The sequence below is a fragment of the Rathayibacter sp. AY1F4 genome (assembly GCF_002931775.1).
Lineage (GTDB): Bacteria > Actinomycetota > Actinomycetes > Actinomycetales > Microbacteriaceae > Rathayibacter.
The window spans coordinates 45,071-65,517 of record NZ_PSVE01000003.1; the positions used below are offsets into that span (position 1 = coordinate 45,071).

The window sequence follows — 20,447 nt, forward strand, 5'->3', positions numbered from 1 at the left end:
CGAGCGGTCCTCGCCCGGAGAGCCGCGCTCGAGTCGCGGCCGAGCGGTCAGGCCGGAGCTTCGTGCTCCAGCGCGATGGCCCGGCGGATGGCGCCTCGGGCGCGCTTGCGGTCGCCGCTGGCGTCGTAGGCGAGGCCGAGGCGGTACCAGGCGCGCCAGCTCCCGGGCTGCGCGTCGACCTCCTCCGCGTACTGCGGGAACAGCGCGTCCGCCTCCTCCCGGAGCGGACGCCCGCTGGCCCGCGAGTCGAGGACCTCCTGCGGCAGCGCGTTCTCGCCCTCCAGACGACGGGCCAGCTTCTCGGCGCGGAGCCCGAACAGCAGCTCGCGCACGAGCCCCCAGACGCCGACGGCGCCGAGGATCAGCAGGCAGACGCCCATCACGATGCCGGGCACCGTCGCCGCGGCGAAGGCGACGACGGAGTACTGCAGGCAGACGAACAGGTAGAGGGCGAGCAGGACCGCCATCAGGACGACGCCGATGCGGGTCCTCACGGGGTGCTCGTCGCTGCGGCGGCCTGGCCGGACGGAGCCCGGTCGATGACGGGCTGCTCGTCGACCGGCCGCTCGTCGAGAGGCGCGGCGTCGAAGGCGGCGCGCAGGTCGATCAGCGCGTCGAGGCCCACCACCACGCCCGTGGTCGTCCGGACCGCGTCGAGAGCGCGCAGGACGCCCTGCTCGTAGGACGCCTGCGAGGTGGTGTCGTGCCTGATGGTGACCGTCTCGCCGGTGCCGCCGAAGACGACCTCCTGGCGCGCCTCCACTCCGGGCAGGCGGAGGCTGTGGACCGGGACGCTCGCGACCTGCTGGCCGCGGGCCCGCTGGTCGGTGTGCGGAGCCTGCACCGGACCGAGCTCGGCCCGGGCGCGCAGCAGCAGCTCGGCCGTGCGGACCGCGGTCCCGGAGGGCGAATCGACCTTGCGGGCGCCGTGGGTCTCGACGATCTCGGCGGCGTCGAAGAAGCGCGCGGCCACGGTGGCCAGCGCGGTCGCGAGCACCGAGCCCAGCGAGAAGTTGGGGATGATCACAACGCCGGCCTCGGGCTGCTCGGCGACGCTGCGCCGGAGGGCCGCGATCCGGTCGCCGGTCCAGCCGGAGGTGCCGACGAGCACCTTCCTCCCGTTGGCCACGGCGAAGTCGACGATCTGCTGGCTGACGGCCGGCACGGTCATGTCGACGACGACGTCGGCCGCGAGCATCTCGGCGGGATCGCTCCGCGAGCCGAGCCGCCCGACGAGCGAGAACTCGCTCGACGCCTCGATGAGCGAGCAGGTGAACGAGCCGAGTCGGCCGGACGCGCCGACCACGGCGACGGAGGTAGTCACCGACTCAGCGTAGCCCGCAGCTCAGTACGGCTGGGCCTCGGGCAGGCCGGTGCGCAGCTCCACGGGCAGGTGCGAGAGGTCGTTGTGCACGACGAGCACCGGCGGCTTGCGGGAGCGGACGCGGATGATCGTCAGCCCGCAGTTGGCCTGGTTGAGGCCCAGCCACCGCCAGTCCGGAGCGTCGAACACGTGGCGGACGAACCAGCCGATCACGAAGTTGTGGGTGATGAGGAGGTCGTGGCGGTCCTCGCGCGACGGTGCCAGGAACTCGGCCACCGCGTCCTGCATCTGCGCGTGCCCCGCCTCGATCTCGGCCGCGGTCACGCTGCCGAAGAAGGGCTCGAACGCCTTGGGCATGTCCGGGGTCGGCCCCGAGGGGATGCAGTCGAACAGCAGCGAGGACGGCTGGAGCGGCAGGCTCGGCAGGAGCGTCTGGAAGCGCGCGGCCGTCTCCTCGGCCCGGCGCAGCGGCGAGTGCCACGCTCCGGTGAAGGGGACTCCGCCGAGCCTCTCGGCGATGAGCCTCGCCTGGCGCTCGCCACGGGCCGAGAGCGGGCCGTCCGGCATGCCGTGCTCGGCGTCCTGCTGCTCGCCGTGGCGGACGAGGTAGATGTAGTGGGACACGGGGTCCTCCCTGGTGCGGCGCGGCGGTGCGCGGTCAGCGGGCGTTCGACGATCGGATCAGATCGCGGAGGCGCTCTCGATCCCGGCGATCCCGGCGAAGGCCGACTCGTCGACCGCGCCGACGGCCGAGATCGACGACGGCCCCCGGGCCAAGTCTGCCGCGAGTGCCTGGACGTCCTCCGCGCCGACGAGGGCGAGTCGGCGCAGGCTCTCGTCGAGGTCGACGAACTCGCCGAAGGTCAGCTCGGCGCGTCCGAGGCGCGACATCCGGGTGTCGGAGTCCTCCAGCGCGAGCGCCGCCGCTCCCGAGAGCTGGCCGCGGGCGCGCGCGAGCTCGTCGTCGGTGACGCCGTCCTCGGCGAGGCGGTGGAACTCGGTGAGCAGGAGCTCGGCGACCGTCCCCGCCTTCGCCGGGGTGCACGCGGCGTAGAGCCCGAAGAGGCCCGCGTCCGAGTAGGACGGGGCGAAGGAGTAGACGGAGTAGGCCAGGCCGCGCTTCTCGCGCACCTCCTGGAACAGCCGCGAGGACATGCCGCCGCCGAGGATCGAGTTGAGGACGCCCATCGTCATCCGCCGCTCGTCGCCCGCGGCGAGACCGGGGAAGCCGACCAGCAGGTTCGCCTGCTCGGTGGGGCGGTGCACCACCGACAGGGCCCTGCCGCGGGTGTAGGACGCACGGCCGCCGACGCGCCGCTCGACGGGCGGGGCCGCCGTGCCGAGGTCCCAGCCGTCGGCGACGAGGACCCGCTGGAGCAGAGCGACGAGCGCCTCGTGGTCGACGGCGCCGGCGACGGTGATCACCACGTCGCGCGGGCGGTAGGCGGCGCGGTAGTGCGCCCAGACCGCGTCCCGGGTGGCCTCGCCGATGGTCGCGGCGGTGCCCCCGATCGGGCGGCCCAGCGGGTGGTCGCCGAACACGGCCTCGAACAGCTTCTCGCCCGCCACGTCGGCCGGATCGTCGTCCGCCATCGCGAGCTCCTCGAGGATGACCCCGCGCTCGGTCTCGAACTCGTCCGGATCGATCAGGCTCGAGGTCACCATGTCGGCGATCACCTCGACCGCCATCGGGAGGTCGCGGTCCTGGATCTTGGCGTAGTAGCAGGTGTACTCCTTGGCGGTGAGAGCGTTGTGCTCCCCGCCCACGGAGTCGAAGGACACGGCGATGTCGAGGGCGGACCGCTTCTGCGTCCCCTTGAACAGCAGGTGCTCGAGGAAGTGCGTCGAGCCGACGTTGGAGGGCACGGCGGGCTCGCCCGCGGTCGCGGGGCGGCCGGGCCGCTCGTCGCGAGAACCCGCAGCGACCCAGAAGCCGATCGTGGCGCTGCGGGCACCGGGCACCGATTCGCTGAGGATGCGGACACCGCTCGGGAGGACGGAGCGGCGGACGGTGGACCCGCCTGCGGCCCGGACTGACGTCTCCGGCTGGTCGAGGGGCAGTGCGACTCCGTGGTTCATCGTGCCCACCCTAGGCCACCGCGACGGCGGCCCGAGCCGGGCTGTCGCGCCGAGGCGGGAGAGGTGCCCGGGGCGTCGCGGACGGGCGCGGTCAGCGGCGCGCGCGCTCCAGCGCGGCCAGGTGTCCGGGGTCGAGCTCGAGCGAGACCGCGCGCACCAGCGCGTCCACGTCGGCGGGTGAGCGCGGGGCGACCGTCGCGGCGGTCAGCCGCGGCCGGCCGAGCAGCCAGGCCAGGGCGACGGCGGCGGGAGCGGCCGAGAGCTCGGCACCGATCGCGTCGAGGACGGCGAGGACCCGGCGTCCGCGGCGCCCGAGGTGGGCGGCGGCGAGTGCCCCGTCGGGCAGGCGGCCGAGCTCGCGGCGGGTGCGCTCGGCGCCGCGGAGGAACCCGTGGGCGAGGGGGACGGTCGCGAGCAGGGCGAGTCCCTGGCCGGCGGCGACGAGGCCGAGATCGCCCTCCGAGCCGGGCCGCTCGAGCAGGTTCCAGCGGACCTCCGCGCCGGCGAGGCGGGGCAGCCCGTGGGCGGCCAGGACGCGCGCCTCGAACAGCTCCTCCGGGGAGAACCCGGAGGCGACCACCGACCGCACCAGCCCGCGCGCCAGCAGCACGTCGACAGCGCTGAGGAGCTCGTCGAGGCGCCCGGCCCCGTCGGGGCGGACCGCCAGCACGTCGAGGCGATCGGTGCGGAGGCGGCGCAGCGCCCCCTCGACACGGTCCACGAGCGCACGCGGCGTCGCGGGCGCGCCGACCGGAGCGGCGAAGCGGCCGATCAGGAGGAAGCGGTCCCGGTCGCGGTGTCCGGCGGGCCAGCCGCCGACGCCCTCCGCGAGGCTCGAGTCGGTGACGACGACGCCGTTGCCGCCCCACGCCGCGTAGCGCTCGAGCAGCGCGGCACCGTCTTCGCGTCCGAGCGCCGCCGCGTCGAGCACGAAGGGGAAGAGGTCGTGGCCGGAGTCGCCCATCGGCCGGCGGTGCGAGGGTGCGACGGCGGTCGGCTCGACGGGGCCGGTCTCGGCGAGGACGTCGCTCGAGGAGGCTGCGCGGGAGGCCGCGGGCGGGAGCGGGACGGCACTGTGACGGGGAGCCCGCACGACGGCGCCGGTCCTGTCCCTGGGCACGCCACCACTCTCCCTGCGGCGGCTCGGGTCCCGCCAGGGGAGAGAGTATCCGAGCGCCGGAGCCGCCACTCCGCCGGGTCGCGCCCGGTTCACCAGATCGTTACACGGGCGCCGGCGGTGGGGTCGACTCGCGCCGGCGAGCGGTGCGGCGGGCCCCTCCGTGTCGGCCGTCCGGGCTAGATTCACGACCATGGACTCCGCCGCCCCGACCCCCTCCGAGACCGCTGCCCCGACCTCCGACTCCCCCGAGCGGGAGACGTCCGCGCCCTGGTGGACGAGCGCCGTCGTCTACCAGATCTACCCGCGCTCGTTCGCGGACTCGAACGGCGACGGCATCGGCGACCTGGGCGGCATCCGCTCGAAGCTCGACCACCTCGCCGACCTGGGGGTCGACGTGATCTGGCTCTCGCCGGTCTACCCGTCGCCGCAGCACGACAACGGCTACGACATCTCGGACTACGAGGACATCGACCCGCGGTTCGGGACGCTGGAGGAGTTCGACCTGCTCCTCGCGGAGGCCCACGAGCGCGGCATCCGCATCGTGATGGACCTCGTGGTCAACCACACGAGCGACGAGCACGCCTGGTTCGTCGAGTCCCGCTCCTCGCAGGAGGACCCGAAGCGCGACTGGTACTGGTGGCGCCGCGGGCGCCGCTCGGCCGAGCCCGGCCGCGAGCTCGAGGCGGCCGCCGGCGCCGGCCTCGACGTCGCCGAGCCGAACGGCTGGCGCTCCTACTTCTCCGGCCCGGCCTGGACGCTCGACCCGGCGACGGACGAGTACTTCCTCCACCTCTTCGCGGTGCAGCAGCCGGACCTCAACTGGGAGAACCCCGAGGTGCGGCACGCGGTGCACGCGATGATGAACCGCTGGCTCGACCGCGGAGTGGACGGCTTCCGGATGGACGTGATCAACCTCGTCTCGAAGGACGTCGGAGCCGTCGACGGCGAGCAGGGCGGCGCGGGCATCGTCGGAGGGGTGGGTCCGCGGCTCCACGAGTACCTCCGCGAGATGCACGAGGCCGTGTTCGCGCACCGCGAGGGCTCCTTCCTCACCGTCGGCGAGATGCCCGGGGTCACCCTCGAGGAGGCGGTGCTCGTGACCGATCCCGAGCGGCGTGAGCTCGACATGGTCTTCCAGTTCGAGCACGTCGGCATCGACCACGGAGTCGACAAGTTCCACCCGGTGCCGCTGGACCTGGTCGCCTTGAAGGCCAACCTCGCGCGCTGGCAGGACGGCTTGGCCGAGCGCGGCTGGAACAGCCTGTACCTCGGCAACCACGACCAGCCGCGTCTCGTCTCGCGCTTCGGGGACGACGGCGCGCACCGCTACGAGTCCGCGACCCTCTGGGCGACGCTCCTCCACCTCCAGCGCGGCACGCCGTACATCTACCAGGGCGACGAGATCGGGATGACGAACGTCCCGTTCGCCGGCATCGAGGACTTCCGCGACGTCGAGTCCCTGAACTACTGGACCGAGGCCGTCGACGAGCGCGGCGAGGACCCGGCGACCGTGCTCGCCGGGCTGCGCGCGCAGAGCCGCGACAACGCCCGCACGCCGGTGCAGTGGGACGACGGCCCCCAGGCCGGCTTCACGACCGGCGAGCCGTGGATCGCGGTCAACCCGAACGCCGCCGAGGTGAACGTCGCCGCTGACCGGGCCGCCGAGCGGTCGGTCTTCGAGTACTACCGGGCGCTGATCGCGCTGCGGCACGCCGACGAGACGGTGCAGCTGGGCCGCTTCGCGCTGCTGGAGCCCGAGCACCCCGCGCTCTTCGCCTTCACGCGCACCGGACCGGGCGAGCTGCTCGTCGTCGGGAACGTGTCCGGTGAGCCGCTCGAGGTGCCGCTGCTCGAGGAGTGGGCGGCTGCCGAGACGGTCCTCGGCAACGTCGCCGGTGCGACCGGGTCGACGCTCGGCCCGTGGGAGGCGCGCATCCTGCGCCGCTGAACCTCGCCGCGCCCCGCTCCGAGCCCGGCGCGGGGCGCGGCGCTCGACGGCGGCGGACCAGCGGGCGAGAGCCTCAGGCGGAGACGCGGTCCAGCTGGGCGATATCGCTCCGGGTCAGTGGGAGCGCGGCCGCCGCGAACAGCGACTCGAGCTCCGCGGCGTTCCGGGCCCGGACGATCGCCGCCGAGACCTCCTGGTGCGAGAGCACCCAGGCGAGCGCCACCACGCCGGGCTCCGTGCCGTGGGCGCCGGCGATCTCGTCGAGGGCAGCGAGCACGCGGGAGCCGTGGCGGCCGACGTAGTCCAGGCCCGCCTCGAACAGGGCCGACTCCGGCTCGTCCGTGCGGCTGCGCAGGGCGCCGGTGAGGTAGCCGCTCGCCAGGGGCAGCCGCGCGAGGGTGCCGAGCTCGAGTCGCACCACCTCGGGGGCGACGTCGGTCTCGTACGTCCGGCGCTCCATCAGGCTGTACTCCGACACGACGGCCGAGAGCGACGGCAGCGCGAACGCGGTCGCCGTCTCGTGCAGCGCCGTGATCGCGGCTCCGCTGAAGTGCGCGGCGCCCAGGGCGCCGACCGAGCCGTCCGCCAGGAACGGCGCGACCGCCGCCAGGCTGTCGGCGATGGGGATCCCGGGGTCCTCGCTGTCGAACGAGAGCAGGTCGATCCGGGTGCCGAGCCGCTCGAGGCTCCCCTCGATCGCGATGCGGACGTCCTCCGGGGCGAGGCCCGGCGCGTCCGGGTGCCGGCCGACCTTCGTCGCGACCAGCATCCGCTCGCGCAGCCCGCTCTGCTCGAGCCAGCGGCCGATCATGTACTCGCTCCGACCGGTCGCGTAGTGGTCCGCGGTCGAGATCAGGGTGCCGCCGAGACGGCCGAACGCGTCGAGCACCTCGGTGGTGTCGTCGATCCCGGCGGCCCAGCCGAAGACGGAGCCGTCGAGGGCGAGAGGATGCACGGGGAGGCCGGTCCGACCCAGGGTGCGTGAGAGGAGGGGCGTCTCCGGCTCGGTGGCCAGGGGCGTCGGGTCGGTCACGGAGTCCTCCGGTCGGGGCGGTGCGGCGCGGTCCCGCCACCGTACCCCATGCCCCCGCCGACGACGGACGCCCGCCCCACCGGAGTGGAACGGGCGTCACGGTCGTGCAGGAGGGATCAGCTCTCGGCGGGAGCCTCGACCTCGGCCTCCTCGGCCACGACGGGCGCGAGGGACAGCTTGCCGCGGTCGTCGATCTTGGTGATCTGGACGAGCAGCTTCTGGCCGACTCCGAGGACGTCCTCGACGTTCTCGACGCGCTTGCCGCCGGCGAGCTTGCGGACCTCGCTGATGTGCAGCAGTCCGTCCTTGCCGGGGAGGAGCGAGACGAACGCGCCGAAGGTCGCGAGCTTGACGACGGTTCCGAGGAACTGCTCGCCGACCTCGGGGTTGGTCGGGTTCGCGATGGCGTTGACCTGCGCACGCGCGGCCTCGGCCGACGGACCGTCGACGGCTCCGATGTAGACGGTGCCGTCCTCCTCGATGGAGATGTCGGCGCCGGTCTCGTCCTGGATCGCGTTGATCGTCTTGCCCTTGGGGCCGATCAGCTCGCCGATCTTGTCGACGGGGATCTGCACCGAGATCACGCGGGGCGCGGTCGGGGCCATCTCGTCGGGCTGGTCGATGGCCGCCGTGAGCACCGCGAGGATCGTGGTGCGGGCGTCCTTGGCCTGCTTGAGCGCGGCGTCGAGCACCGACGACGGGATGCCGTCGAGCTTCGTGTCGAGCTGGATGGCCGTGACGAACTCGGCGGTTCCGGCGACCTTGAAGTCCATGTCGCCGAGCGCGTCCTCGGCGCCCAGGATGTCGGTCAGCGCCGCGTAGCGGGTCTGGCCGTCGACGACGTCGGACACGAGGCCCATCGCGATGCCCGCGACCGGGGCGCGCAGCGGCACTCCGGCGTTGAGGAGCGACAGGGTCGACGCGCAGACCGAGCCCATCGAGGTCGAGCCGTTGGAGCTCAGCGCCTCGGAGACCTGGCGGATCGCGTAGGGGAACTCCTCGCGGCTCGGCAGCACCGGCACGAGGGCGCGCTCGGCGAGGAAGCCGTGCCCGATCTCGCGACGCTTCGGCGATCCGACGCGGCCGGTCTCACCGGTCGAGTAGGGCGGGAAGTTGTAGTGGTGCAGGTACCGCTTCTTGGTGACGGGCGACAGCGAGTCGATCTGCTGCTCCATCTTGAGCATGTTCAGCGTGGTGACGCCCAGGATCTGGGTCTCGCCGCGCTGGAAGATGGCCGAGCCGTGGACGCGCGGGATGACCTGCACCTCGGCGTCGAGCGGGCGGATGTCGGCCAGGCCGCGTCCGTCGATGCGCACGCCGTCGCGGAGGATGCGGCCGCGGACGACCACCTTCGTGACGGACTTGTACGCCGCTCCGACCTGGTTGTAGGCCTCGGCGGAGAGCTGGCCCGAGGCGATGCGCTCGGCGATCTGCTCCTTGACGCGCGCCTTGAGGGCGTCGTCGGCGTCCTGACGCTCGACCTTGTCGGCGATCTGGTACACGCGGACGAGCTCGTCGTAGCTGAGCTCGGCGACGTTGTCGTAGGTCTCCTGCGCGTAGGGCAGGAACACCGGGTAGTCCTTGACGGGCTTCGCGGTCTCGGCGGCGAGCTTCGCCTGCGCCTCGACGAGTGCGCGGAGGAAGGGCTTGGCGGCCTCGAGGCCCTCGGCGACGACGTCCTCGCTGGGCTTGGTCGCACCCGCCTTGATGAGGTTCCAGGAGGACTCCGTGGCCTCGGCCTCGACCATCATGATGGCGACGTCCGAGGAGCCGTCCTCGTTGGTGACGACGCGGCCCGCGACGGTGAGGTCGAAGACGGCGTTCTCCAGCTGGGAGGCCTTGGGGAAGGCGACCCACTGGTCGTTGCCGGAGCCGTCGGACATGAGCGCGAGGCGGACGCCGGCGACCGGGCCGGAGAACGGCAGGCCGGAGATCTGCGTGGACGCGCTCGCGGCGTTGATCGCGAGGGCGTCGTAGAACTCGTCCGGCGCGATGCTGAGGACCGTGATGACGATCTGGACCTCGTTGCGCAGGCCCTCGACGAACGAGGGGCGCAGCGGCCGGTCGATCAGACGGCAGACCAGGATCGCCTCGGTGGAGGGGCGGCCCTCGCGGCGGAAGAACGAGCCGGGGATCTTGCCGGCGGCGTAGGAGCGCTCCTCGACGTCGACGGTCAGCGGGAAGAAGTCGAAGTTGTCCTTCGGGTTCTTCGAGGCCGACGTGGCCGAGAGGAGCATGGTGTCCTCGTCGAGGTAGGCGGCGACGGCGCCCTGAGCCTGCTGCGCGAGGCGGCCGGTCTCGAAGCGGACGGTGCGGGTGCCGTACGAGCCGTTGTCGAGAACGGCTTCGGCGAATGTGATTTCAGGACCTTCCAAGAGGTCTGTCTCCTTAACGTCTGCAGCGGCGCCCCTTCTGGGCGCCGGCGTTCGTCGGAGCAGCGGTCCGGTCAGGAATCGAGACGATCCCACGGCAGGGCTTCGCGCCGTGCCGTCGTGTGGAGGGCGTTCGTGCTGGCCACCAGTAGAAGAGCTCCGGGCTGTCGCGACCTGTGCCGCGAGCGGGACGTGCCGCCTGCGACTCGTGCCGCGGCGGCCCGTGCTCTGTCGCACGCTGCCGCTGTCCGGGACTCCACCACCGAGGACCAGCTTCCTGCCGGCCTGCTCCGTGGCTCGAATCCTGGGTCGACCGGCGGTCGCTTTCGGATTCGGAACCGGTTCATGCTATCAGCCGCGGTGCGGTTCCTCCATGGACCGCGCCGACCCGGCGGGCCCTCCGCCCGTCAGCCCCGCGTCTCGTGCATCAGCAGCTCGACGCGCAGCCCGCCCCTCACCGTCACGATGCGGGCCGGCACGCGGGGCGACCTCCCCGCCTCCGAGAGCCGGGCGAGGGCGGCCTCGACCACGTTCTCGAGACCGCGCGGCACCTGGCCGACGAGCCCCGAGGGGCGCTGGGCCGCGAACAGGCGGACCGGCATCGGAGCGTCCACGCGCTCCTCCTCCGCGGTGCGGCGCGGGATCACGGCCGTGACCTCGTCCTCGCCGAGGGCGAGCACCCGCGCGATCTCGTCCTGATGCGGCCGGGAGTCGGCGAGGCGGAGGAGGGTGTCGCCGCGCCGAGACTTCGGGCGCAGCTCGTAGTCGTAGTCGTCGAGCTTGCCCGAGCCGCGGTCGTCGGAGGGGAGGGGGTTCGCGTCGCCGCGTCCGAACGGGAAGAGCTTCATGCCTCCATTGTCCAGCGCGCGGCCCCTCCCCCGCTCGCGTCAGGCGGTGCGCCGCATCCGCGCGATCGCCGCGAGCACCAGGACGAGCACGACGGCGACGAAGCCGAGCAGGACCGGGACGGCCGGCAGGAGCGCGAGCGCGGCACCGATCGCCAGGACCGGCACCGCGAGGCCGAGGTAGGCGGCGAGGAACACGGCCGCGAGCACCTCGCCGCGGGTCTCGTCGGTGGCGAGCGAGCCGGCGACTCCGAGCGCCAGGCGGAAGAGCAGGCCCACGCCCGCTCCCGCGAGCACCCCGCCGACGATGAAGGCGGGCACCGAGACGATCACGGCGCCGGTCGCGACCAGCAGCAGCCCGGCCGTCAGCGCCACGGCCGCGAGGCGGAGCGCCGTCCGCGAGGACAGTCGGATCGAGACCAGCTGCGCGACGGCTCCGGCGGCGAAGACCCCGAAGGAGACCGCGCCCGCCTCGAGGTGGGAGGTCTCGCCGAAGCGCCCGGCGAGGAAGGTCGGCGCCAGCGAGGTGAAGAGGCCGAACACGGCGAACCCGGCGAACGCGCCGACCGCGGCCGAGAGGAAGACGCCGCGGGAGGCGGCCGGCACGGCCAGGCGCTGCGGACGGTAGGCCGGGAGGACCTCGCGCCGCTCGACCGTCTCGGGGACGAGCGCGACGCCGATCCCGAGGACGACCAGGAGGACGAGGAACACGGCGTACGGGACGACCAGGGGCTCGCGCACCGTCACGGCGAACACCCCGCCGACGAGCGGGCCGAGCGCCAGCCCGCCCATGTTGACGAGGGCGGAGACGGCGCGGGAGGTGCCGGGGCCCTCCTCCGGGCGGGCGACGGCGCGCAGCTCCGAGAGATGGGCGGTGGCCGTCGCGGTGAGCGCGCCGACGCCGAGCCCGGTCAGCAGGCGCGCGAGGATCAGCCCGGGCACGGCCGGCCAGAGCAGGAACACGGCGGCCGCCAGGACCTCGACGAGGATCGACGCGAGCAGGATCCGGCGGCGGCCGAGCCAGTCGCTGACGTGCCCGGCGAGGAAGAGGCTCGCCACGACTCCGACCGCGTACGCGGCGAAGACCACGGTGACGACGAAGGCCGGGAACCCGTCGCGCTGCTGGTAGATCGCGTAGAGCGGTGTCGGCACGGTCGAGAACGCCATCACCGTGAGGAAGGCGACGGCGATCACCCAGAAGCCGTGGCGGTGCGGGAGCTCGCGGCGGTGGACGGACGGGAGGGAGCGCTCGGTGGTGGTCACGGTGTCCACAGTGCTCCGCCCCATCATCCGTGTCCAACGGAGGATCACGGATGGATTGATCGTCCCTGTTGGATAATGGGCGCATGGACGACCGCCAGCTCGCCTCCTTCGTCGCCGTCGCCGAGGAGCTCAGCTTCACCCGGGCGGCCGCGCGCCTGTTCGTCGTGCAGTCGACCCTCTCGGCGAGCATCCGCTCGCTCGAGCAGGAGCTCGGCTCGCCGCTGTTCGCCCGCTCGACCCGGCGGGTGGCGCTCACCGCGGTCGGCGAGGCGCTCCTGCCCTCGGCCCGATCGGCGATCGACAGCCTCGACCGGATGCGCTCGCTCGCGGCCGACGACGCGGCGGGGCTCCGCGGGCGGGTGCGGGTGGGCACCTTCTCCGCCCTCGACCTCGTCGACCTGCCCGACGCGCTCGGCGTCTTCCGCACCCGGCACCCGCTGGTGGACCTGCTCCTGCGCACCTCGACCACCGGCTCCACCGGTCTCGCCGAGGACCTGCGCCGCGGCCTGCTCGACGCCGCTCTGCTGGCACTGCCGGCGACGCAGCTGCGGGGCCTGGCGGTGACGCGGCTGGTGCGCAGCGACTACGTCCTGCTGGTGGAGAGCGCGCATCCGCTCGCCGCGGCGGGACCGCCCTCCCCGCAGGACCTCGACGGGCTCACCTTCGTGGACACGCCCGCCGGCTTCGGCAACAGGGTCGCCGTCGACCTCGCCTTCCGCGAGGCCGGGGCGTCGCGCCGGGTGGCCACCGAGGTCGCCGATCTGCCGGGGATCCCCCGCTTCGTGCAGGCGGGGCTGGGTCCGGCGATCGTGCCGCGCGCGGGCGTCGAGCCGCTGGAGGGCGTCACGGCCCTCGCGCTCGACTGGCCGGGGCTGGTCTGGGAGCTCTCGGTCTGCACGGCGCCGCGCCCCTCCGCCGCGGTGCAGGCGCTCACGGCCGTGCTGGCGGAGCGGTCGGCCTAGGCCTCAGCCCTCGCGCAGGGGGCCGCGGACGATCGAGTCGCCGGAGTGCTCCGGGTCGTCGTCGAACGGCTCCTGGGAGACGTCCACGAGCGGGTACTCGGCGAGGTCGACGTCGTCGGGCACGGCGAAGACGCCGTCGGTCCCGTCGAGCACGCCGAGGCCGACCAGCCCGGAGGCGTCGGCGGCGAGGAGCCAGACCTCCCGGTACGAGTCGTCCGCGCTCTGCGCATCGAGGTGCACGTGCAGGCGGCGGGTGCCGTCGGCGTCCTCCAGCTCGGCGGTTCCGCTCGCTCCCTGCCAGTCGGGGAGAGCGGCGAGATCAGCGCGCGCCACGACGGCGGCGGTGTCGTCGCTCCGCGAGGCCTGCCACCAGGCTCCGCCCGCGACCCCGATGACGAGCGCGCCGAGAGCGGCCAGCACGGCGCTCAGAGCGCGGGGCCGGCGGCGGCGGGCGGGACGGTGCCGTCCCGGGGGAAGGGCGAGCGGAGGCGGCACGGCAGCGGCCGACGACGGCAGGGCGCCGGGCCCGAGGTCGCCGAGGGCGAGCTCCTCGCGGATGCGGTCCCAGACGATCGCGGGCGGCGCCTCCAGCTCGACAGCACGGCTCGCACGGCCCAGGCCCGCGGCGTGGCCGAGCTCGACCAGCTGCCGGGCGCAGTCGGGGCAGTCGCGCAGGTGGGCCTGCTCGGCGTCGCTCGAGTGCTCGCCGAGGGCGAGCAGGGCGAGCTCGTCGGGATCGAGGTGGGTCATGTGCTGCTCACCTCCAGGCGGGAGCGGAGCCGGTCGAGGCTGCGGCGGATGTGGCTCTTGACGGTACCGAGCGGCAGGCCGGTGCGCTCGGCGATCTCGGTGTGGGTGAGGTCCTCGTAGAAGGCGAGGCCGATCACCCGCCGGGGGACGGGATCCAGGCGGGCCAGCTCGTCGGCGATCAGGATCCGCGCCTCGAGGTCGACGGGGGCCTCCCCCTCCTCGACCGGGGTGACGGCGACGAGGGCCTCGGTGAGCCTCCGCTCGCGCGCCCGCGCCTCGTGCGCGTCCGCGATCCTCCTCCGGGAGATCCCGACCAGCCAGGCTCCGAGAGCCGCCCGTCCGGGGTCGAAGCCCGAGCGCGAGGTCCAGGCCGAGACGAACACGCGCTGCACCACGTCCTCCGCGTCGCCGCGGTCGCCGAGCGAGCGCAGCGCCAGCGTGAAGACCAGCGGCGACCAGCGCGAGTACGCCTCGGCGAGCGCCGACTCCTCCCCTGCGGCGAAGCGGCGGCCGAGCCGGGCCACGAGAGCGCTGTCGGGCTCGGCGCCGTCGGCGGGCTCGATGGTCTCGATCAGGGGGTCCCTCCAGGGCTGCGGGGAGCGCTGCCGCCCGGGGGCGTGCGGCGCTGCGAGGCTCATCGTACGTCGCTGAGGCTCGGGCGGGCGGATCAGCCGGCCGGGACGGCCGTGACCACCACGTTGCTGAGGTAGTGGCGGGTGTCGTAGTCGAAGTCGCCGCCGCAGGTGATCAGGACCAGCCGCGGCGGTCCGTCGGCGGCGAACACGGCCGAGAGGTCGACCGTGGTCTTCTCCGTGGTCTCCACCGTCGAGACGGTGTACGCGCGCTCCGCGCCGTCCGCGCCGGTGAGGGTCACGGTCTGGCCCGGGACCGCCTTCTTCAGCTCGACGAACGGCCCGAGGCCGTAGGCGAGGGAGTCGACGTGCGCGGCGATCACGACCGTGCCCTCCGGCTCGTCGAGGCCGGCGCCGAAGCGGTACCAGCCGGCGACCTGCGTGTCGGGCACGAGCTCCATCGTGCCGTCGTCCGCGACTCCGACCGGCTCGACGGCCATGTCGACGGGGAGCCCGTCGACGACGAGCCGCTCGGGAGCGAGCGCGGTGGGGGCGGGGGTCGCGCCGAGCCGGGCGTCCGCCACCGGGACGGACGGCACCGCTTCCGGCAGGGCCGCCGCGGGCGAGGAGGGGACCGTGGCCGGCACCGGCTGCTGGGGCGCCGAGGAGACGGCGGCGGGAGCGGGCTCCACCCGGAACTCCTGCGCCGCGCATCCGGCGAGACCGGCACCGGCCACGATCAGCCCGACCACGGCGAGGACGCGCAGAGGGAAGGGGCTCCGGCTCATGGCGTCCTCCTGGGTCGTGGTCGGGGGTGCCGGGACGGCCGCGCTCCAGCACGGCCGACCCGGCGGTCGGATCCTCGGGTCAGCGACGCGAGGCGGCGGTGCGGCGGCCGATCAGCACGGCGCCGGCAGCGGCGAGGGCGGCGAGCAGTGCTCCGCCCCACCAGCCCGCGGCGGCGTCGGGGCGGTTGTCCGCCGCGAGGCCGGCCTCACCGGCGGGGACGCCCGACGGCGAGGAGTGCAGTCCGTCGATGGTCTGCGTCGCGAGGGCGAGGTTGCCCTTCTCCAGGCTGCCCCAGGCGTAGACGATCGTGTTCACGCCCTCCTGGACCTGCACGTCGGCCGGGCCGATGACCGGCGCGGTGGTTCCGGTCGCGGCGACCACGGTCGAGATCGTGGCCGGGGCGAGGTTCAGCACGCCCTCGTTCGGGTTCGTCACGTTCGTCAGGACGGGCGACCCGCCGGCGAGGATATCCACGGCCGGAGCGGCGGCGATGTGGCGGACCGTGAGCCGGCCCTCGCCCGCGGCGGTCTTCGAGATGTCGTTGGTGAAGAGGGTCGCGGTGGGGGTGTTGTCCGGCGTGAGGTGCGCCGCGACGGTGTAGCTCTTGCCCGCCTCGAGGCTGATGTCGATCGGGCCGATCACGGGGGCGCTGGCGTCCGCGGCGGTGGAGGCCGTGATGGCGACCTTGTAGGTGCCGGTGGGGAGGTCGAGCGGGCCGGCGAGCGAACCGGGGGTGAAGTCGTCGAGCGTCAGCTTGCCGTCGACGTACACGTCGACCGGGGTGTCGGGGACGGCGTGCAGGACCGAGAGGTCGGCCGAGTCGGCGTCGGCGGCGGCGGCGGGCGTGGCGGCGATGCCGACGACGGCCAGGGTTCCGATGCAGGCACCGGCGAGCAGGCTGCGGGAGAAGCGGGAGGTGGTCACGGTGTTCCTCTTTCACGATGGGACCCGCGAGGGGTCGGGGGGTGGTCGAGAAGGGCCTTCACCACTACTTCCGCCCGAGGCGCCTCCTCGGATGCACCCGGTCTGAGATTCCTCGAAAGAATTCCTGCCGGACGCTTCGCGAGCCCCTCGCGGCGCTGGCCCGAGCGCCCGTGCCGGGCTAGCCTCCGACCAGGAGGTGCGGAGGATGGGCAGGCGCGGCGTGGTCCTCCTCCTCGCCGCCGCGGCGCTCACCACGGCGGCGGTCGCGGGCGTGCAGGGCTCCCTCGCCCCCAGGGCGCCGGTCGCCGACCAGGCCGCCGCCGCCTCCGACGCCCCCGCCCAGTGCGACGACGCCCGGGAGCTGCTGGCCGCCTCGTCCGCCTTCGAGGGCGGAGCGGGCGTGCCGGCCGGCCACCTCGTGGCCTGCCTCGACGAGGACCACCGGCGCCTCACGATCCACAACCGCACCCCCGTCGTCTGGAGTCTCGGCGACTCCTCGGTGCGGGGCGTGACGAGCGGGACGGACGGAGTGACGGGGCTGCTGAGCCTGCACGCGTCGCAGTCCTCCTCCGGGCTGCTCCTCGCACCCGGATCGTCGGCCTCGGTCTCGGCCGGCGACGGGAGGATCCGACCGCGGCCCGACGAGCCCTCGACCCGGCTGCAGCTCGCGCTCACCGCGGTGGTCGCGGCTCAGGATCAGGCGATCGGCCCCTCCGCCGGTCCCGACAGCATCATCCGCGGCGCCGCGCTCACCTGCGCGGTCGTGGTCGCGGAGTCGGACACCGGCTGGCGGGTGACCTCGCCGCGGGCTCTCGCCGCGGCCGCCGAGGACCCGGTGTGCGCGCGCGACTGGGCCCGCGCCCAGCGCAGCGCGGCGGCCTGGCGGATCGCCCTGCCCGGGCTCGTCGACGCCGTGGAGGCTCCCGGCCGCCCCGAGGAGGACACGGCGCTCCAGCGGGCCGCGGCCGACTGGTTCTCGGCCTCGAGCGGCTACTCGTGGGGCGGAGTCGACCGCCCCGCTCCCCTGCCCTGACCGGCGCCGCGCGCCTCGTCCGCCCGGGAACGCGGAACGGGCCGCCCTCCGCGAGGAGGACGGCCCGTTCGGCAAGAAGTTCGCGGTGTCATCGAGACCGCGCCCTGCTCCGGGAGGAGCTAGCGGCGCAGACCGAGACGCTCGATCAGCGAGCGGTAGCGGTTGATGTCCACATCCGACAGGTAGCCGAGGAGTCGACGACGCTGACCCACGAGCAGCAGCAGACCACGACGCGAGTGGTGGTCGTGCTTGTGCTCCTTGAGGTGCTCGGTGAGGTCCTTGATCCGCTTGGTCAGGACGGCCACCTGCACCTCGGGGGATCCGGTGTCACCGGGGTGGGTCGCGTACTCTTCGATGATCGCCTTCTTGACATCTGCTTCGAGTGCCATATATGGGATCCCCTCTCTCTCGTTGCGCGGTGCCCGGCGCCTGATGCGTGGGCTCTCTTGATCCGCGGCCGTCGAACGGCAACCGGACGACTCTACCAGAGGGAGGGCGGTATCAGGAGCCGGTGGCCCGGTTCCAGAGCACGACGAGCCACGGCGAGACCAGCAGCTGCCAGTAGACGAGCACGAGGACGTTGAGGACCACGCCGATCCAGCCGGCGATCGGCGGGCGCTTCTCGCGACGCCGGGCGCGGAGGGTGGAGACGGCGAGCAGGATCCCGGCGAGCAGGACCGCGTGCACGAGCGCGGTGTAGAGCACGCCGACCAGCAGGTCGCTGACGGCCTGGTCGCCCGGGTAGGCGCCGAGCGAGATCAGGGCGTACCAGACGAAGAACGACAGCGGGACGGCGAGGACGGCCAGGAGGACCGAGACGATCCCGGCTCCGTAGCGGCGGAGGAACCCGCGGGCTCCCGAGGCCGTGGCACCGGTCCGAGCGGCTCCGGCGCGGACGCCGCCCGTGGAGCTGCGCCGACCGCCCGTGGCGGCCGCCGCGCGACGCGCGCCCGCCTCGGCGGCGGTGCGGATCGAGCGTCGCGAGGGGGCGGCTCCGGCTGCTCGCGGGGCAGGAGGACCCTGACGCCCGGGCGCGCCGTCGGATGACGTGCTCATGCCTCTCACCCTAGGGGATGACCCCTGAGCCCCCGGATCGGCGCGACGCGGCCCGCCGGGGCGGCGGAGTCAGCAGAATGGAGCGAGTGAGCCAGACCCCCCGCGCCCCCCGGCGCAGCCACGTCCTCGACGTCTCCCCCCTCCGCGAGTCCCCGGCCTTCGCCCGGCTCTGGGCCGGCAACGTGATCTCGGGCATCGGCGGCCAGATGACGATCGTCGCGGTCGGCCTGCACATCTACGAGCTCACCGGATCGACCCTCGCGGTCGCGCTGGTCGGCGTGGTGGCGCTGGTCCCGACCGTGATCGCCGGCCTCTACGGCGGGATGCTCGCCGACGCGTTCGACCGCCGCCTGGTGCTCCTGCTCGCCGCGGTCGTGGCCTGGGGCTCGACGGCGGGGATCGCGGCCCTCGCCTGGCTCGGCGCCGAGACCCCGCTCTCCCTCTACGTGCTCACCGCCGTGAACGCGGTGGCGACGACGGTGATCGTGACCACCCGGATGACGCTGGCTCCGCGGCTGCTCCGCACCGAGCTGGTCCCCGCCGCCGCCGCGCTGGGCGGCATCGCGAGCGGAGTCGAGGTGACCGTGGGGCCCGCCCTCGCCGGCGTGCTGGTCGCCTCCTCCGGCTTCGCGATCACGTACACGATCGACGTCGTGCTGTTCCTCGCCGCGTTCCTCGGCATCGCGGGGCTGCCGGCGCTCGTGCCCGAGGGCGAGCGGCAGCGGCCGGGGCTGAAGTCCCTCCGCTACGGCCTGGGCTTCCTGAAGGGCGCCCCGAACATCCGGATGTCCTTCCTGGTCGACATCGTGGCCATGACCTTCGGACAGCCGCGCGTGGTCTTCCCGGCGGCCGCCGCCGTGCTGCTCGGCGGAGGCGCGGTGACGGTGGGCGCCCTCACGGCCGCGTTCGCGACCGGGGCGCTGATCAGCGGCGTCTTCTCCGGCCGGCTCACCGGGGTCCGCCGACAGGGCCTCGCGATCGGCCGCTCGATCCAGGTGTACGGAGCGTTCGTGGTCGCGTTCGGCGCGGTCCTGCTCGGTGCCGCACTCGTGCAGCACGACGCGTCGGCGCCGAACGCGGTGCTCATCGCGCTGGCGGCGGTCGCCCTGGCCGGCGCGGGCGCCTCCGACAACGTCAGCTCGATCTTCCGGCAGACGATGCTGCAGACCGCGGTCCCGGACAACATGAGGGGTCGGCTCCAGGGCGTGTTCATCGTCGTGGTGACGGGCGGCCCGCGGGTCGGCGACCTCTACACGGGACTGCTCGCCTCGCTCGCGCTGCTCTGGCTGCCGCCGCTCGCGGGCGGGCTCGCGATCATCGCGATCCTCGCCGCGGTGCTGCGCCTGCGACCGGGGTTCCGTGGGTACGACGCCCTGCACCCGACGGCCTGAGCGGGGGGCGTCTCCCTCGAGCCGGATGGGACAGCGCGCCCGCCCGCTCGGCTCAGGCCGGCGGACGGGCGCGCCGAGGATCAGTCGCCGGAGGCCGCGTCGGCGCCGCCGCCGTCGGTCAGCCGGTCGTCCGAGACCAGTCCGCTGTCGTCGTCGCGGCCCTCGACCCGCACCGGGCGGTAGACGTGGAAGCCGTCGTCGTCGGGCTCCAGCTCCCAGACCACCTCGACCTCCTCGCCGTCGATGTCGGCCAGGCGGGTGAAGGAGCGCTGCGGGGAGCCGTCGATCATCTCGAGGCGGATGCTCTCCTGCTCCGCTCCACTGTCGAGGATGGCGGTGTACGTCGATTCGGTGTCCATGCCTCGACGCTAGACACGCGCGGTGAGGCGTCGCCACCCCTTGCGGCGGCGCGCGGTCCGCGTAGCGTCGGCACCATGACCGACACCGACATCACTCCCGCCGACTCCGACGACCGCGAGCAGATCACCGAGATGGTGAAGAGCGCCGGGATCGGGCTCCTCACCACCGTCAACGCCACCGGGCAGCTCGTCAGCCGTCCGCTCAAGGCCCAGGACATCGACTTCGACGGCGAGCTGTGGTTCTTCACGCAGGACCCGTCGCCCAAGGTCGACGACATCCGCGCGAACCCGAGCGTCAACGTCGCGTTCGAGTCGAAGAAGGGCTACCTGTCGGTGGCCGGCTCGGCGACCGTCGTGCACGACCCGGCGAAGGTGGACGAGCTGTGGTCCCCGGCCGTCGCCGGCTGGTTCCCCGACGGCAAGGACGACCCGACCGTCGCGCTGATCCGCGTCGAGGCCGAGACCGTCGAGCTGTGGGCGACCGACGAGCCGCGTCCGGTGGTGCTGTTCAAGGTCCTCAAGGCCGCCGTCACCGGCGGACAGCCCGACATCGGAGAGAACCGCACCGTCTCCTTCGAGTGATCCCTCCCCCCGGGGCGCCGCCGGGGCGCGGCGCCTCGCGGGGAA

21 protein-coding genes are annotated in these 20,447 nt (G+C 73.8%); 5 read left to right on the forward strand and 16 right to left on the reverse strand.

Going from position 1 to position 20,447, the window contains the following annotated elements; all coding sequences use genetic code 11:
• Positions 1 to 47: 47 nt before the first annotated feature.
• The 5 genes from C5C59_RS02140 to C5C59_RS02160 form a co-directional block, all read right to left on the reverse strand.
• Entirely contained in the window at positions 48 to 494 is a 447-nt protein-coding gene (locus C5C59_RS02140; RefSeq protein ID WP_104251211.1) for a hypothetical protein, read from the reverse strand.
• On the reverse strand, positions 491 to 1,324 hold the full coding sequence (gene dapB, locus C5C59_RS02145) for a 4-hydroxy-tetrahydrodipicolinate reductase (protein ID WP_104239046.1): 834 nt from the start codon (positions 1,322 to 1,324) through the stop codon (positions 491 to 493). Before dapB ends, C5C59_RS02140 begins: the two co-directional genes overlap by 4 nt.
• 21 nt (positions 1,325 to 1,345) lie before the next feature.
• A complete protein-coding gene (locus tag C5C59_RS02150) occupies positions 1,346 to 1,948 on the reverse strand; it encodes a histidine phosphatase family protein (RefSeq protein WP_104224462.1) in 603 nt (200 codons plus the stop codon).
• Between the two features lie 57 nt (positions 1,949 to 2,005).
• Positions 2,006 to 3,403, reverse strand: coding sequence for a pitrilysin family protein (locus tag C5C59_RS02155; RefSeq protein ID WP_104239048.1), 1,398 nt, complete (start codon positions 3,401 to 3,403; stop codon positions 2,006 to 2,008).
• A 91-nt stretch (positions 3,404 to 3,494) separates the two neighbouring features.
• Complete coding sequence (locus C5C59_RS02160) at positions 3,495 to 4,523, reverse strand: aldo/keto reductase (RefSeq protein ID WP_181134804.1); 1,029 nt, start codon at positions 4,521 to 4,523, stop codon at positions 3,495 to 3,497.
• Between the two features lie 190 nt (positions 4,524 to 4,713).
• Between C5C59_RS02160 and C5C59_RS02165 the strand changes: the two genes are divergently transcribed.
• On the forward strand, positions 4,714 to 6,471 hold the full coding sequence (locus tag C5C59_RS02165; RefSeq protein WP_104239044.1) for an alpha-glucosidase: 1,758 nt from the start codon (positions 4,714 to 4,716) through the stop codon (positions 6,469 to 6,471).
• 73 nt (positions 6,472 to 6,544) lie between these two features.
• Here the strand turns inward: C5C59_RS02165 and C5C59_RS02170 are convergent, their stop codons facing one another.
• The 4 genes from C5C59_RS02170 to C5C59_RS02185 form a co-directional block, all read right to left on the reverse strand.
• Positions 6,545 to 7,504, reverse strand: a complete 960-nt coding sequence (locus C5C59_RS02170) for an aldo/keto reductase (protein WP_104233259.1) — start codon at positions 7,502 to 7,504, stop codon at positions 6,545 to 6,547.
• Positions 7,505 to 7,620: 116 nt separating this feature from the next.
• Entirely contained in the window at positions 7,621 to 9,879 is a 2,259-nt protein-coding gene (locus C5C59_RS02175) for a polyribonucleotide nucleotidyltransferase (protein ID WP_104224806.1), read from the reverse strand.
• 404 nt (positions 9,880 to 10,283) lie between these two features.
• A complete protein-coding gene (locus C5C59_RS02180; protein WP_104226292.1) occupies positions 10,284 to 10,724 on the reverse strand; it encodes a hypothetical protein in 441 nt (146 codons plus the stop codon).
• 39 nt (positions 10,725 to 10,763) lie between these two features.
• A complete protein-coding gene (locus tag C5C59_RS02185) occupies positions 10,764 to 11,984 on the reverse strand; it encodes an MFS transporter (protein WP_258062532.1) in 1,221 nt (406 codons plus the stop codon).
• A gap of 83 nt (positions 11,985 to 12,067) precedes the next feature.
• Between C5C59_RS02185 and C5C59_RS02190 the strand changes: the two genes are divergently transcribed.
• Complete coding sequence (locus C5C59_RS02190; protein WP_104239042.1) at positions 12,068 to 12,946, forward strand: LysR family transcriptional regulator; 879 nt, start codon at positions 12,068 to 12,070, stop codon at positions 12,944 to 12,946.
• Positions 12,947 to 12,949: 3 nt separating this feature from the next.
• Here C5C59_RS02190 and C5C59_RS02195 read toward each other — a convergent pair whose 3' ends face one another.
• The 4 genes from C5C59_RS02195 to C5C59_RS02210 all read right to left on the reverse strand — a co-directional run bounded on the left by C5C59_RS02195 (position 12,950) and on the right by C5C59_RS02210 (position 15,981).
• A complete protein-coding gene (locus C5C59_RS02195; RefSeq protein ID WP_104239041.1) occupies positions 12,950 to 13,696 on the reverse strand; it encodes an anti-sigma factor in 747 nt (248 codons plus the stop codon).
• Complete coding sequence (locus C5C59_RS02200) at positions 13,693 to 14,334, reverse strand: RNA polymerase sigma factor (RefSeq protein ID WP_104239040.1); 642 nt, start codon at positions 14,332 to 14,334, stop codon at positions 13,693 to 13,695. The genes C5C59_RS02195 and C5C59_RS02200 overlap by 4 nt, the downstream gene beginning before the upstream one ends.
• A 29-nt stretch (positions 14,335 to 14,363) precedes the next feature.
• On the reverse strand, positions 14,364 to 15,056 hold the full coding sequence (locus C5C59_RS02205; RefSeq protein WP_104239039.1) for a class F sortase: 693 nt from the start codon (positions 15,054 to 15,056) through the stop codon (positions 14,364 to 14,366).
• Between the two features lie 79 nt (positions 15,057 to 15,135).
• On the reverse strand, positions 15,136 to 15,981 hold the full coding sequence (locus tag C5C59_RS02210) for a DUF4397 domain-containing protein (protein ID WP_104239038.1): 846 nt from the start codon (positions 15,979 to 15,981) through the stop codon (positions 15,136 to 15,138).
• Between the two features lie 205 nt (positions 15,982 to 16,186).
• On the opposite strand from C5C59_RS02210, the gene C5C59_RS02215 reads away from it, so the two are divergent.
• Positions 16,187 to 17,014 carry a hypothetical protein gene (locus tag C5C59_RS02215; protein WP_104239037.1) on the forward strand — a complete coding sequence of 276 codons (828 nt, stop codon included), beginning with the start codon at positions 16,187 to 16,189 and terminating at the stop codon, positions 17,012 to 17,014.
• Between the two features lie 119 nt (positions 17,015 to 17,133).
• On the opposite strand, the gene rpsO is transcribed toward C5C59_RS02215, so the two are convergent.
• The gene (gene rpsO / locus C5C59_RS02220) at positions 17,134 to 17,403 is read right to left on the reverse strand and encodes a 30S ribosomal protein S15 (protein ID WP_068252328.1); all 270 of its coding nucleotides are present in this window, start codon (positions 17,401 to 17,403) and stop codon (positions 17,134 to 17,136) included.
• 112 nt (positions 17,404 to 17,515) lie between these two features.
• The gene (locus tag C5C59_RS02225) at positions 17,516 to 18,070 is read right to left on the reverse strand and encodes a hypothetical protein (protein ID WP_104224815.1); all 555 of its coding nucleotides are present in this window, start codon (positions 18,068 to 18,070) and stop codon (positions 17,516 to 17,518) included.
• Between the two features lie 86 nt (positions 18,071 to 18,156).
• On the opposite strand from C5C59_RS02225, the gene C5C59_RS02230 reads away from it, so the two are divergent.
• Entirely contained in the window at positions 18,157 to 19,461 is a 1,305-nt protein-coding gene (locus tag C5C59_RS02230; protein WP_258062533.1) for an MFS transporter, read from the forward strand.
• A gap of 80 nt (positions 19,462 to 19,541) precedes the next feature.
• Here C5C59_RS02230 and C5C59_RS02235 read toward each other — a convergent pair whose 3' ends face one another.
• Positions 19,542 to 19,820: a hypothetical protein gene (locus C5C59_RS02235; RefSeq protein WP_104224817.1), complete on the reverse strand. Its 279-nt coding sequence runs from the start codon at positions 19,818 to 19,820 to the stop codon at positions 19,542 to 19,544.
• 75 nt (positions 19,821 to 19,895) lie between these two features.
• Here C5C59_RS02235 and C5C59_RS02240 point away from each other — a divergent pair, with 75 nt between their 5' ends.
• Positions 19,896 to 20,402 carry a pyridoxamine 5'-phosphate oxidase family protein gene (locus C5C59_RS02240; protein WP_104224818.1) on the forward strand — a complete coding sequence of 169 codons (507 nt, stop codon included), beginning with the start codon at positions 19,896 to 19,898 and terminating at the stop codon, positions 20,400 to 20,402.
• Positions 20,403 to 20,447 lie beyond the last annotated feature (45 nt).

Coding starts and splice junctions, on each gene's coding strand:
- C5C59_RS02155 (WP_104239048.1), bottom strand. CDS start 3,403: ATGAACCACGGAGTCGCACTGCCCCTCGACCAGCCGGAGACGTCAGTC.
- C5C59_RS02165 (WP_104239044.1), top strand. CDS start 4,714: ATGGACTCCGCCGCCCCGACCCCCTCCGAGACCGCTGCCCCGACCTCC.
- C5C59_RS02180 (WP_104226292.1), bottom strand. CDS start 10,724: ATGAAGCTCTTCCCGTTCGGACGCGGCGACGCGAACCCCCTCCCCTCC.
- C5C59_RS02190 (WP_104239042.1), top strand. CDS start 12,068: ATGGACGACCGCCAGCTCGCCTCCTTCGTCGCCGTCGCCGAGGAGCTC.
- C5C59_RS02195 (WP_104239041.1), bottom strand. CDS start 13,696: ATGACCCACCTCGATCCCGACGAGCTCGCCCTGCTCGCCCTCGGCGAG.
- C5C59_RS02200 (WP_104239040.1), bottom strand. CDS start 14,334: ATGAGCCTCGCAGCGCCGCACGCCCCCGGGCGGCAGCGCTCCCCGCAG.
- C5C59_RS02205 (WP_104239039.1), bottom strand. CDS start 15,056: ATGAGCCGGAGCCCCTTCCCTCTGCGCGTCCTCGCCGTGGTCGGGCTG.
- C5C59_RS02215 (WP_104239037.1), top strand. CDS start 16,187: ATGGGCAGGCGCGGCGTGGTCCTCCTCCTCGCCGCCGCGGCGCTCACC.
- rpsO (WP_068252328.1), bottom strand. CDS start 17,403: ATGGCACTCGAAGCAGATGTCAAGAAGGCGATCATCGAAGAGTACGCG.
- C5C59_RS02225 (WP_104224815.1), bottom strand. CDS start 18,070: ATGAGCACGTCATCCGACGGCGCGCCCGGGCGTCAGGGTCCTCCTGCC.
- C5C59_RS02235 (WP_104224817.1), bottom strand. CDS start 19,820: ATGGACACCGAATCGACGTACACCGCCATCCTCGACAGTGGAGCGGAG.
- C5C59_RS02240 (WP_104224818.1), top strand. CDS start 19,896: ATGACCGACACCGACATCACTCCCGCCGACTCCGACGACCGCGAGCAG.